At 68.1% G+C, this 12315-nt stretch carries 10 protein-coding genes; all 10 read right to left on the bottom strand.

The features are described from left to right. Positions 1–33: 33 nt before the first annotated feature. Positions 34–1008 carry a glycosyltransferase gene (locus HNO80_RS10810; RefSeq protein ID WP_175322867.1) on the bottom strand — a complete coding sequence of 325 codons (975 nt, stop codon included), beginning with the start codon at positions 1006–1008 and terminating at the stop codon, positions 34–36. 6 nt (positions 1009–1014) lie between these two features. Further along, positions 1015–1923: a glycosyltransferase gene (locus HNO80_RS10805; RefSeq protein WP_175322866.1), complete on the bottom strand. Its 909-nt coding sequence runs from the start codon at positions 1921–1923 to the stop codon at positions 1015–1017. 1 nt (position 1924) lies between these two features. After that, a complete protein-coding gene (locus tag HNO80_RS10800; RefSeq protein WP_175322865.1) occupies positions 1925–2743 on the bottom strand; it encodes an L-threonylcarbamoyladenylate synthase in 819 nt (272 codons plus the stop codon). Beyond that, positions 2740–3651 carry a peptide chain release factor N(5)-glutamine methyltransferase gene (gene prmC / locus HNO80_RS10795; protein WP_175322864.1) on the bottom strand — a complete coding sequence of 304 codons (912 nt, stop codon included), beginning with the start codon at positions 3649–3651 and terminating at the stop codon, positions 2740–2742. Before prmC ends, HNO80_RS10800 begins: the two co-directional genes overlap by 4 nt. Positions 3652–3686: 35 nt before the next feature. Beyond that, a complete protein-coding gene (gene prfA, locus HNO80_RS10790) occupies positions 3687–4760 on the bottom strand; it encodes a peptide chain release factor 1 (protein ID WP_175322863.1) in 1074 nt (357 codons plus the stop codon). A gap of 230 nt (positions 4761–4990) precedes the next feature. Further along, positions 4991–7090 carry a transcription termination factor Rho gene (gene rho, locus HNO80_RS10785; protein WP_175322862.1) on the bottom strand — a complete coding sequence of 700 codons (2100 nt, stop codon included), beginning with the start codon at positions 7088–7090 and terminating at the stop codon, positions 4991–4993. Between the two features lie 309 nt (positions 7091–7399). Then, entirely contained in the window at positions 7400–8386 is a 987-nt protein-coding gene (thrB, locus tag HNO80_RS10780) for a homoserine kinase (RefSeq protein ID WP_175322861.1), read from the bottom strand. A 2-nt stretch (positions 8387–8388) separates the two neighbouring features. After that, positions 8389–9495 carry a threonine synthase gene (gene thrC, locus HNO80_RS10775; protein ID WP_175322860.1) on the bottom strand — a complete coding sequence of 369 codons (1107 nt, stop codon included), beginning with the start codon at positions 9493–9495 and terminating at the stop codon, positions 8389–8391. After that, complete coding sequence (locus HNO80_RS10770) at positions 9496–10812, bottom strand: homoserine dehydrogenase (protein ID WP_175322859.1); 1317 nt, start codon at positions 10810–10812, stop codon at positions 9496–9498. After that, complete coding sequence (gene lysA / locus HNO80_RS10765; RefSeq protein ID WP_175322858.1) at positions 10813–12312, bottom strand: diaminopimelate decarboxylase; 1500 nt, start codon at positions 12310–12312, stop codon at positions 10813–10815. Between the last annotated feature and the right edge of the window lie 3 nt (positions 12313–12315).

The following is a 12315-nucleotide window of genomic DNA, read 5'->3' as shown; positions in this document are numbered from 1 at the left end:
AACTGTCGGACAGCGGCGGAGCCTAAAACGATACTAATCTCTTTCGGCGCCGCTGCCGGGGTCCGCGGAGCCGGCGGGCCTAAGCGGCGGCATGGGTTTCCAGCTGCCGTCCGCGAGGATAGTGCGCGATTCCCGCCAACCGCGCCAGAGCACGCCGGTCCCTTTCAGGGTCCGCTCCACGAGCAGCAGGCGGGCAATTTCCTTCAGGAAGGTCAGTGCCGTGCCGGCCCCGAAACCGAGCCTGCTGAACTTGCCGTAGGCCCGCAGGTACTGCGCGACGTGCCCGCGGTTGCGCATCACGTAGCGGCGGCTCAGATCGCTGGAGTCATTGAGGTGGCGCAGGCCCAGGTCCACCTGGCGCTGCGCGCGTACCTTCTTGATGACGAAGGCATTGACGTAAACCACCGGAGTCTGCTGCGCGGCGAGCCAGCCGTAGACCAGATCGTCCCAGGTGATGAAGAAGCGTGGATCCGGCAGCCCGATGTTCCGGGCCACGGATCCCTTGATCAGCATGCCCTCGAAGTTTCCGACGTTGGTGCGGAAGACCTCGGAATGCTTGAAGACGTTGCGTGAGACGGGAAGGAAGACGCCGAGCGCCTCGACGAAGTGGTGCTGCCAAAAGAAGGGTTTGCCGTTGGCGTCGTAGCGGCGGCCGATCAGGCAGGAGTACTCCGGGGTGAACTTCTCCAGCGCCTCCACCGCTCCGGGGAGGACCTCGACGTCGTCGTCCATCAGCCAGAGCCACTCGGCACCGGTTTCCAGCGCCAGTTCGACGCCGCGGGAGAAGCCGCCCGCGCCGCCGACGTTTTCGGGCAGCCGTTCGTACTCAATCGGCGGACCGCCGGCGGTCCTGGCCCGGGAGACGACCTCGGCGGTGTGGTCGCTGCTGGCGTTGTCCACCACGATGATCCGCGCCGGGCGGGTGCTGAGGCGGGCAAAGGAATCGAGCAGGTTCTGCAGGAAGTCGGCACGGTTGTAAGTGACGACGACGGCGTACAGGTTCTCCACGGCAGCCTAGCTCTTGGGGGACATCAGTTGCGCGGGCGAGCCGAAGCCCTTGCCGCGGAAACCGGTGGAATAGGCACCGAACCAGTGCGCCAGGCCCTTCATGTCCCCGGTCTTCAGGAAGTAATACGGGAAGCCGACCATGTCCGCTCCGAACCAGCGCAGGTTCCGGTATTTCCTAGTCAGGTAGCCCCGGTTGCGGAAGTAGCAGTAGCGTTTGAACTCGCCTTCCGGGATGACGGGGGTGATGAATCCGCCGAAGACGGGCTTCATCTCGGTCCAGGTGGCGGGGTGCTGCACGGCCACGGTGGCCAGCGTGCCGTACTTCAAGCCGGCCTTCTTCACCCGGGAGAGGAAGTCGACCTCGTCGCCGCGGATGAAGAACTTCACGTCCGGAATGCCGATCTTGTAGAAGACCTCGGTGCGGATCAGGGCTCCGTTGAAGAAGTGCACCATGTCCGGAAGATAGCCCATCGGCGCCAGCTTGGTGCGGTCGTTGGTCAGCAGGCCGTTGATCCGGAAGTTGAAGGACAGCCGGTTGGGGTCTGCGGTGGCGGCGACGAGCGGGCTGACAATGTCGAGCTGGTGTTCCTCGGCGGTCTTGAGCAGCTCGGCGAGGCAGCTGGCGTCCTCGGGGTGGCCGTCGTCGTCCATCATCCAGATCCACTCGGCGCCGCTGGCCATGGCGGCCAGGATCGCGTAGGCAAAGCCGCCGGCTCCGCCGAGATTTGCCTCGGAGCGCAGGTAGTTGATGTTCGCTCCCCCGGCGGCGACGACGTCGGTGGCCGGAACGGTGCCGGAGTCCACGAGCGCGATCGAGTGGATCGGCGCGGTCTGCGCGGCTAGGCCTTTGAGCAGGAGGGCAAGTTCCTCGTGCCGGTCGAAGGTTACGGCCGCGACGGCGACTTTGGGCTGCATGTTAGTTCCTCGGAGGGTCGTCGGAGGCGGTGGGGACGGTGTGGCCGGGCGTCTCCCCGGTCGCGGCGTCAGCCGGCACGGCGGCCGGCTCCGCTTCGGCGGCCGGCTGTTCGCCGGCCGGCTCCGCTTCGGCGGCCGGCTCCGTTTCCCCGGCCGGCTGTTCGCCGGCCCCGAGCACGTCCGGGACCACTTCACGCAGGCGCTCAAGGCTGATGGCGCCCTGGCGGACCACGCGCAGCGGCAGGGCCGTGGCGTCAATGATCGTGGACGGCTCGGCCCCGTTGCCTTCGACCGGCCGGTGCCCGGCTTCAAGGTAGACCTCCACCGACTCCGCGAGCTGCGCTTCGGCGTCTGCGGCGCTCTGCGCGGCGGCCTGGCCGGTGCGGTTCGCGGAGGAAACCGCCAGCGGTCCGGTGAGGGTGAGCAGGTCCTGGGCTACGTCGTCGTCGGGGAGGCGGAGGGCCACCGTGCCCTTGGTTTCGCCAAGGTCCCAGTCGAGCGAGGGCTGTGCGTGCAGGATCAGGGTCAGTCCCCCGGGCCAGAACGCCTCGGCGAGGCGGCGGGCCTCGGCCGGCACATCGGTGGCCAGACCGTCCAGGGCGTTCAGCCTGGGGATCAGTACGGGCGGCGGCATTTGCCGGCTGCGCCCTTTGGCCGCGAGCAACAGCGTCACGGCCTGCGGCGAAAACGCGTCGGCGCCGATGCCATACACAGTGTCGGTGGGGAGGACCACGCACTTGTGTTCCCGGATTGCCCGCTGGGCATGTTCAAGTCCTGCGGCGCGCTGCTCCGCGTCCGCGCAATCGTAGCTAGTCGTCACTGGCCTATCCTTTCATCACTGACGGCCTCGGGTTTGCGGACGGCGCTGGTGGCGCGTTCGCGGCCGTTGAGGTCCAGGTGCGTCTTCACCCCGGACCAGTGTCCTGAACGCTCCAGCATCGCGGCGATCCAGCCGGCCTGCACCTCGGCGTGCTCCATCACGAAGTAGCCCCCCGGCACCAGCAGCCTGGCCGCGGAGGCCGCAGCCGCCGTCGGGAGTTCCATGCCGTCCGCTCCCCCGCCGTACAGCGCCTCGGGCGGGTCATGCAGCGCCACCTCGGGCTCGTTGGGAATCGCTTCGGCGGGGATGTAGGGCGGGTTGGACACGACGACGTCGAAGCTGCCGTTGTGTTCGGGCAGCGCGTCGCGCAGGTCGCCGCGCACCAGGTGGACGCCCAGCGGCAGCAGGTTCTTCGCCGCCCACGCGTGCGCGAACTCGCTGAACTCCACGGCGTGGACCTCGGCGTCGGGGACCTCATGCGCGATCGAGCCCGCAATCGCCCCCGACCCGGTTCCGAGGTCGACGACCTTGGGCCGCCTGTGCAGCCGTTCCGTGTCTACGTCCCGGACTGCCAGCCAGTCGATTACCAGCTGAACGACGGATTCCGTTTCCGGACGCGGGATGAATACGCCGGGTCCGACGGCGAGTTCGAGGTAGCGGAAGTGCGCCACGCCGGTGATGTGCTGCAACGGGATCCGCCGCGCGCGCTCGGCGACCAGCTCGGCGTAGCCTGCCGGCGCCGGCGTGTCGCCGAGGACCATGGCGCGGAGCCGGCCCGGGCCGACGCCAAGCAGGTGGCCGGCAAGGAGTTCGGCGTCCACTTTCGGGCTCGGCACGCCGGCGGCGGCAAGCACGGCCGTGGCCTCGCGGACGGCGTCGGCGAGGCTCAGCGCAGAATCAGAAGTCATCAGGGCTCAGGTGTCATCAGCGCGCAGGGTCCGTACTAGTCGCCGATGGCGTCAAGGCGGGCCTGTTCGTCCATCTCGATGGCGGATTGGATTACCGGCTCCAGGTCGCCGTTCATGACCTGGTCCAGGTTGTACGCCTTGTAGCCGGTGCGGTGGTCGGCGATCCGGTTTTCCGGGTAGTTGTAGGTGCGGATGCGCTCGGAGCGGTCCATGGTGCGGATCTGCGACTTGCGCTGGGCCGAGTTCTCGGCGTCGATCTGCTCCTGCTGGTGGGCCAGGATGCGGGCGCGCAGCACGCGCATGCCGGCTTCACGGTTCTGCAGCTGGGACTTCTCGTTCTGCATCGCCACCACGATCCCGGTGGGAAGGTGGGTGATGCGCACGGCGGAGTCGGTGGTGTTGACCGACTGGCCGCCGGGGCCGGAGGAACGGTAAACGTCGATCTTGAGATCGTTCTGGTTGATTTCGAGTTCTTCGGGTTCGTCCACTTCCGGGAGCACCAGCACGCCGGCCGCCGAGGTGTGGATACGGCCCTGGGACTCGGTCACCGGCACGCGCTGCACGCGGTGCACGCCGCCTTCGAACTTGAGCCGGGCGTAGACGCCCTCGGCCGGGTCGTTGGAGTTGCCCTTGACGGCCATCTGGACGTCCTTGTAGCCGCCCAGGTCCGACTCGGTGGCCGAGATGAGTTCGGTCTTCCAGCCGCGGGATTCCGCGTAGCGGGTGTACATGCGCAGCAGGTCGCCGGCGAACAGGGCGGCCTCGTCGCCGCCTTCGCCGCCCTTGACCTCAAGGATCACGTTGCGGGCATCGTCCGGATCGCGCGGAATGAGCAGGCGGCGCAGTTTGGCAGCCGCCGTGTCCAGGGCAGCCTCAAGCTCGGGCACCTCCGCGGCGAACTCCGGATCCTCCCCGGCCATTTCCTTCGCGGCCGCCAGGTCATCGCTGATGCTTTCCCAGCGGTGGTAGGCCTCCACAATGCCGTTCAACTGCGCCGACCGCCGCCCCAACTTCCGGGCCAGCTTCTGGTCAGCATAAACAGCAGGATCCCCAAGCTGGGCCTGGATAGCAGCATGCTCATCCAACAGCCCCTGTACGGACTCAAACATTTCAAAACCTCTTTCGACTTCTACAAGTCTAGTAACGACAACAAAACTGGACCGCGGCTGGCGACTTAACGACGAAGCCGCACGGATTTTCCGCCCCGGGAGTGGCTTCGGGCCTGCCGGAGCCGGGTGGCGTGCGATCGTAGATCGGACGCCACCCGGCGGAGGGGCGGGGGCGGAAAATCCGTGCGGCGTTAGCGCGCGGGACCGCCAGAATCTAGCGGTTATTGCAGCTACTTGTCGTTATCGGACTTCGCACCAAGCGTCGTCTTCTGCACCTGCATGAGGAACTCGACGTTGCTCTGGGTCTCCCGGATCTTGTTGGTCAGCAGCTCAAGGCTCTGCTGCGTTTCGAGTCCGGAGAGGACACGGCGCAGCTTCCACATGATCTTGACTTCCTCGGGGGACAGCAGGTTCTCTTCGCGGCGGGTACCGGACGCGTTGACGTCCACGGCCGGGAAGATGCGCTTGTCCGCGAGCTGGCGGGACAGACGCAGTTCCATGTTGCCGGTGCCCTTGAACTCTTCGAAGATGACCTCGTCCATCTTGGAGCCGGTTTCGACGAGCGCGGTGGCCAGGATGGTGAGCGAGCCGCCGTTTTCGATGTTGCGGGCTGCACCGAAGAAGCGCTTCGGCGGGTACAGCGCAGCGGAGTCGACGCCACCGGACAGGATGCGGCCGGAAGCGGGTGCGGCCAGGTTGTAGGCGCGGCCCAGTCGCGTCATCGAGTCCAGCAGGACCACAACGTCCATGCCCATTTCCACGAGGCGTTTGGCACGCTCGATGGAAAGTTCGGCCACGGTGGTGTGGTCGTCGGCGGGGCGGTCGAAGGTGGAGGCAATGACCTCGCCCTTGACCGTGCGCTGCATGTCGGTGACTTCTTCGGGGCGTTCGTCAACGAGCACCATCATGAGGTGGACCTCAGGATTGTTGGTGGTGATGGCGTTGGCGATGGACTGCAGGATGAGCGTCTTGCCGGCCTTCGGCGGCGAGACGATCAGGCCACGCTGGCCCTTGCCGATCGGGGCGACCAGGTCGATGACGCGGGGGCCGATCTTCTTGGGGTCCGTTTCGAGGCGCAGGCGCTCGGAGGGATACAGCGGGACGAGCTTCGCGAATTCGACGCGGTCCTTGAGTTCCTCGGGGGTCTTGCCGTTGACCGAGGTGACGCGGACCAGTGCGTTGAACTTCTGGCGGGCCGACTGCTGGTTGCTGCGGTCTTCGCCTTCACGCGGGGCGCGGATGGCGCCGACGACGGCGTCGCCCTTGCGCAGGTTGTACTTCTTGACCTGGGCGAGCGAGACGTAGACGTCGTTCGGACCCGGCAGGTAGCCGGAGGTGCGGATGAACGCATAGTTCTCCAGCACGTCCAGGATGCCGGCGACGGGCAGCAGGACGTCGTCCTCGGTGACCTCGACGTCGTCGACGTCGGGTCCCTGGGAACGGCCGCGGCGGCGTTCGTTGCGGTCGCGGAAACGGTCGTTGCGCGAGTTGTTGTCGCGGTTGTCCTGGCCGCCGGAGCGGTCGTTACGATCGTTGCGGTCACGACGGTTACGGCGGTTGCGGCGGCTGCCGCCGTCGGAATCGTCGTTGTCGCGGGTATTGTCGCGGTTTCCGGACGTGTTGTCGCGGGTGTTGTCCTCACGATTGCCACGGCCGCGGGTGTTGTCGCGGCGCTGGCCGTCCTCGCTGCCCTGTTCGGACTGGCGTTCCTGGCGCTGTTCGCCGGAGGCCTGCTCGGCCGGGGCTTCCACGGCTGCTGCCGGCTGGGCTTCGCCCTGGCCGGTGGCCTGGGCTGCTGCCTCGCCGCGGCGGCGGTTGCGGGTCCGCGGCTGGCGGGTGCGGTCGCTGCCTTCGGCGCCCTGCTCGGCCGGGGCGGACGGTGCCTGCGCCGGCGCAGCGGCGGACTGAGCCTCTACCGCGGCGGCGGGTGCCTCAGCGGCAGGGGTGGTGATGACGCCGTCGCTGCCTGCGCGGCGGCTGCGGCCCCGGGTCCGGGCCCGCGGGTTTTCCTGGGCCGGAGCCTCGGCTCCGGCGGCTGCGGGAGCGACGGCCGGGGCCGAGGCGTGGGCAACAGTGCCGTTGTCGCTCGCCTTTTCGGCGGCGCGTTCGGGTGCCTTGCTGACCGGGGTACCGGCACGGTGGGCGGAAATGGCGGTCACCAGATCGCCCTTGCGCATCCGGGAGCCGCCCGAGATCCCCAGCTGGCTGGCCAGGGCCTGGAGCTGCGCGAGCTTGAGGCCGGCGAGGCCGCTGCTCTTGGCGGGTGCTGCCGTTGCGGCAGCAGAAGATGATGTTTCCACAGCTGAAGACAGCTCAGTGGTTTCGGTCACGAAGGATCCTTCCCCCTCGACGGCGTCCAGGCTAGGAGCTGGACGCGGTGATTTGATCTGGGCTGCAGTTCAGATCTGCAGCCGGGATTTCGGCCTTGCCGGTTGGATTTCGGCCGGCAGGGCCGGTTACTGCTACACCAAGACACGCCCCGAAATTGAGGGACGGCCGGCTGACACTTCAGGGGTACAGAGGAATTCTGCAGCTTCCTGCGTCAGACCGAAAGCAGGTGGCACCGGAAAATATTGCGCAGTGAAAGATGAGAGAGGGCAACTTGGCCAACATCGCGGTCTTATAAAAAGCTTGCGTGATTACCGCCGGTGCACTTCCACTTTAGCACCCTCAGTGTCTACAGCCAGCTTCATCACACGCCAGGCGACCTCCGGCGTGTTGTCGGCGGTGAAAGCTCCGATGAACTCGACGACGTCGGCCGCTTCTTCTTCCCCTGCCGCCAGGACCAGCACGGTGGGTCCCGCGCCGGAGACGACGGCGGCATGGCCGGCCCGCCGCAGCGCAGCGATCAGCTCAGCGCTGGGCCGCATGGCCTGTGCCCGGTAGCTCTGGTGCAGGTAGTCCTCGGTGCCCGGCAGCAGGAATTCAGGCTTCTGCGTCAGCGCGTGGATCAGCAGGGCGGCACGGCCCGAGTTCATCGCGGCGGCGTGGTGCCCCACGGAGGCCGGAAGCAGTGCCCGGGCGGCCTCGGTGGAGAGCTCGAAGTCCGGAACGGCGACCACCGGGACAATGCCGGCGTCGACCGTCGCGCAGGTGCTGCTGTACTGGTCACTGTCCTGCCAGGACAGCGCCAGTCCGCCGAAAATGGCGGGTGCGACGTTGTCCGGATGGCCCTCCAGCCGGGACGTGAACTGCAGGATCCAGTCCTTGCTGCGCCGCGATGCCGCCGGGACGAGGGCGTTCGCGGCGGTGGCGGCTGCAACCACGGCGGCGGCCGAGGACCCGAGGCCGCGGCCGTGCGGGTTGACGTTGTCCGCGGTGATCCGCAGACCCTCGTGGCGGAAGCCCAGCAGGTGCAGTGCTTCCGTGAGGGCCCTGGCCACCAGGTGGCTCGCATCGCGGGGCAGGGTGTCCGCGCCCTCGCCGCTGAGCTCGAATTCGAGCTCGCCGCTCTCGAGGGTTTCCACCGTCAGCGTGTCGTGCAGCGAGAGGGCCAGGCCCAGGCTGTCATAGCCGGGGCCGAGGTTGGCGCTGGTGGCCGGGACCCGGACGGTGACCACTTGCCCGGCCGGGACCGCCGGAATGTCGGCGGGAGATTCGGCCGGGACGGTGAGGGTGGTTTCCAAGGCTATTTTTCTTCCAGTCCCAGTTCGGCGGCCACCGTGACGACGTCGTTGGCGACCTTGACCGGCTGCACCTCGCTGCCGTCCTCGGTGCGCAAGGCCCACTGCGGGTCCTTGAGGCCGTGGCCGGTGACTGTGATGACGATCGTCTTGCCGGCGGGAACTTCGCCCGCGGCGTGCTTCTTGATCAGGCCGGCGACGCCGGCGGCGGAGCCGGGTTCGACGAACACGCCTTCGCGGGCGGAGAGCCAGCGGTGCGCGGACAGGATTTCCTCATCGGTGACGGCCTCGATCACGCCGCCGGATTCGTCCCGGGCGGCGACGGCGGTGTCCCAGGACGCGGGGTTGCCGATCCGGATGGCGGTGGCGATGGTGTCCGGCTCCGTGATGGGGTGGCCGGCGACGAACGGGGCGGCACCGGCGGCCTGGAAGCCCCACATCACCGGTGTCTTCGTGGCGACGGCGGCCAGGGTGCCGGCGGTAGCTGATTCGTAGGGCGCCGCGTACTCCTTGTAGCCCTTCCAGTAGGCGCTGATGTTGCCGGCGTTGCCGACCGGGAGCACGTGGAAGTCCGGGGCGTCGCCGAGCGCGTCGACGACCTCGAAGGCGCCCGTCTTCTGGCCCTCGATCCGGGCCGGGTTGACCGAGTTGACCAGGAACACCGGGTAGGACTCCCCCAGCTTGCGGGCGATGTCCAGGCAGTCGTCAAAGTTGCCGTCCACCTGCAGCAGGGTGGCGCCGTGCGCGATCGCCTGGCTGAGCTTGCCCATCGAGATTTTGCCCTCGGGCACCAGCACGGCGCACTGCAGCCCGGCCGACGTCGCGTAGGCCGCGGCCGAGGCGGAGGTGTTGCCGGTGGAGGCGCAGACCACGGCCTTGGCGCCGGAGGCGACCGCCGCCGTCATGGCCATGGTCATGCCGCGGTCCTTGAAGGATCCGGTCGGGTTCATGCCCTCGACCTTGAGGTAGACGGTGCAGCCGGTGAGCTCGGAGAGCTTCTGCGCGTGCACCAGCGGGGTGCCGCCCTCGCCCAGGGTGATGACCTTGGTGGCCTCGGTGACCGGCAGGCGTTCGGCGTATTCGCGGATGACTCCGCGCCATTGGTGAGCCACTTAGACCCCTTCTACCCGCAGTACGGATGTGACGGAATTGATGACGTCCAGGCCCTTGACGGCCTCGACGGTTGCTGCAAGTGCGGCCTCGCTCGCACGGTGCGTGACGATCCGCAGTTCCGCGGACTCCGATTTGGAGGCCGAGTCGCGGTGGATGGTCTGACGCATGATTTCGATGGACACGCCGTGTTCGGCGAAGAGTTGCGCGATCCGGGCCAGGACGCCGGGCTGGTCCGCGACGTCGAGGCCGATGTAGTAGCTGGTGATGGCCGCGTCGATCGGCAGCGCCGGAACGTGGCCGGTGGTGGTTTCGGTGCGTCCCGGACCGCCCAGCACGATCCGGCGGGCCGCCGAGACCAGGTCTCCCAGGACGGCCGACGCCGTCGGGGTGCCGCCGGCTCCCTGGCCGTAGAACATCAGCTCGCCGGCGTTCTCGGCCTCGATGAACACGGCGTTGAACGCGCCGTGCACCGCGGCCAGCGGGTGTTCGCGGGGCAGCAACGTGGGGTGCACGCGGACGGAGACGCCCTCGTTGCCCTCGGGATCGGTGAGCTTCTCGGCGATCGCCAGCAGCTTGATCACGAAGCCGGCGTCCTTTGCCGCGGCGATGTCGGCGGCCGTGACGGAGCTGATGCCCTCGCAGTAGACGTCCTCGAGCGCGAACCGCGTGTGGAAGGACAGCGACGCGAGGATCGCGGCCTTCGCGGCGGCGTCAAGGCCCTCGACGTCGGCGGTGGGGTCCGCTTCGGCGTAGCCCAGCCGTTGCGCCTCGGCGAGGGCGTCGGCGAACTGCGCGCCCGTGGTGTCCATCTGGTCCAGAATGAAGTTGGTGGTGCCGTTGACGATGCCCAGCACCCGGGTGATCCGGTCCCCGGAGAGGCTGTCCCGGATCGGGCGCAGGATGGGGATGGCCCCGGCGACGGCGGCCTCGTAGGAGAGCTGAACGCCGGCCTTGTCCGCCTCCTCATAGAGGGTCGGACCGTCCTGGGCGAGCAGGGCCTTGTTCCCGGTCACGACGGACGCGCCGTGCCGGATGGCGGTGAGGATCAGGCTCCGTGCCGGCTCGATCCCGCCCATCAGCTCGATAACCAGGTCGGCGTCCTTGACGAGCGCCTCGGCGTCGTTGGTGAAGAGCTCGTGGGGCAGCTCGACGTCGCGCCGGGCCTCGAGGTTGCGCACGGCGATGCCGCTCAGTTCAAGGCGGGCCCCGGTACGGGACGCCAGGGTGTCGGCGTCGTCAATGAGAATCCGCGCAACCTGGGCCCCGACGTTGCCACAGCCCAGCAGGGCCACTTTCAGGGTTCGCAATTCCGTCATTCAGACTCCCATGTCGCGGTTCAGCAGATCTTGTTCGGTTTCGCCGCGGACAATGAGCCGGACTGATCCATCGCGTACCGCGACAACGCCCGGCCGGGCCAGATAGTTGTAGTTGCTTGACAGGGCCCAGCAGTAGGCGCCGGTCCCCGGTACAGCGAGCAGATCACCGGCTGCCACGTCCTCGGGCAGATATACATCTCTAACAACTATGTCGCCGCTCTCGCAATGTTTGCCCACTACTCGGGACAGCTGCGGAGCCGCGTCGGAGCTGCGGGACGCCAGAACCGCCGAATAATCCGCGTCGTAGAGCACCGGGCGGGCGTTGTCGCTCATGCCGCCGTCCACCGACACATAGCGGCGGGGATACGTAACGTTTTCTGCCGCTGTTTCACCGGTTCCGCCCGTTTCGCCGCCCGCGGCGGCCGGAGCGTCCACCCGGACGGTCTTCAGGGTGCCCACCTCGTAGAGCGTGAAGGTGCTGGTGCCGACGATCGCCCGGCCGGGCTCGATCGAGATCCGCGGTGCGGTGATGCCGAGCTCGGCCACCTTGGCGCGGACGACTGCGGCCATCGCCCGGGCGATTTCCGCCGGCGGCCGCGGGGTGTCCACCGGGGTGTAGGCGATGCCGTAGCCGCCGCCCAGGTCCAGCTCGGGCAGCACGATCGAATACTTGGCCTGCATCGCGGCGAGGAAGTCGAGCAGCTTCTCCGCGGCGAGGGCGAAGCCGTCCGGCTCGAAGATCTGCGAGCCGATGTGGCAGTGCAGGCCCAGCAGTTCGATGCTGCCATGCCCGGCGGCGGCCGCCACTGCCTCCTCCGCGGCGGACAGCCCGGCCTGGTCGGTGGAGTCCCCGGCCATCGAGAGGCCGAACTTCTGGTCTTCATGCGCGGTGGCGATGAACTCGTGGGTGTGCGCGTGCACGCCCGGGGTCAGCCGCAGCATGACCTTCGCGGTTTCGCCGCGGTTCGCCGCGATCGCAGCGACGCGCTCCAGTTCGTCGAGGCTGTCGACGACGATCCGGCCCAGCCCCATATCGAGGGCGCGGTGGATCTCGGCGTCGGACTTGTTGTTGCCGTGCAGTGCGACGGCGGCGCCGGGAATGCCGGCACGGGCCGCCACGGCGAGTTCCCCGCCGGAGGCGGTGTCCAGCCGGAGCCCTTCCTCCTCGACCCAGCGGACGACGGCGGTGCACAGGAACGACTTGCCGGCGTAGTAGACATCCACTCCCCCGCAGATGTCCGCGAAGGCCTCGTTGAAGGCGTCCTGGAAGGCCCGGGCGCGGGCCCGGAAGTCGGTCTCGCTCATCACGAACAGCGGCGTGCCGAACTGCCGCTGCAGTTCGCTGACGGTGACGCCGTCAATGGCCAGTTCGCCACCCTCGTTGCGCTCAACCCCGGCGGCCCACATCGGCTTGTGCAGGGCGTTGAGGTCCTCCGGTACGGCCAGCCAGTCCGGGGCGAGCGGGGAGGCTGCAGCGCTGTTGTTCTGGTTCGCGGTCATGGC

Source organism: Arthrobacter sp. C9C5, from assembly GCF_013359735.1.
Lineage (GTDB): Bacteria > Actinomycetota > Actinomycetes > Actinomycetales > Micrococcaceae > Arthrobacter.
Note: the sequence above shows the minus strand (reverse complement) of the source record. Positions and strands in the feature narration are given on the sequence as shown.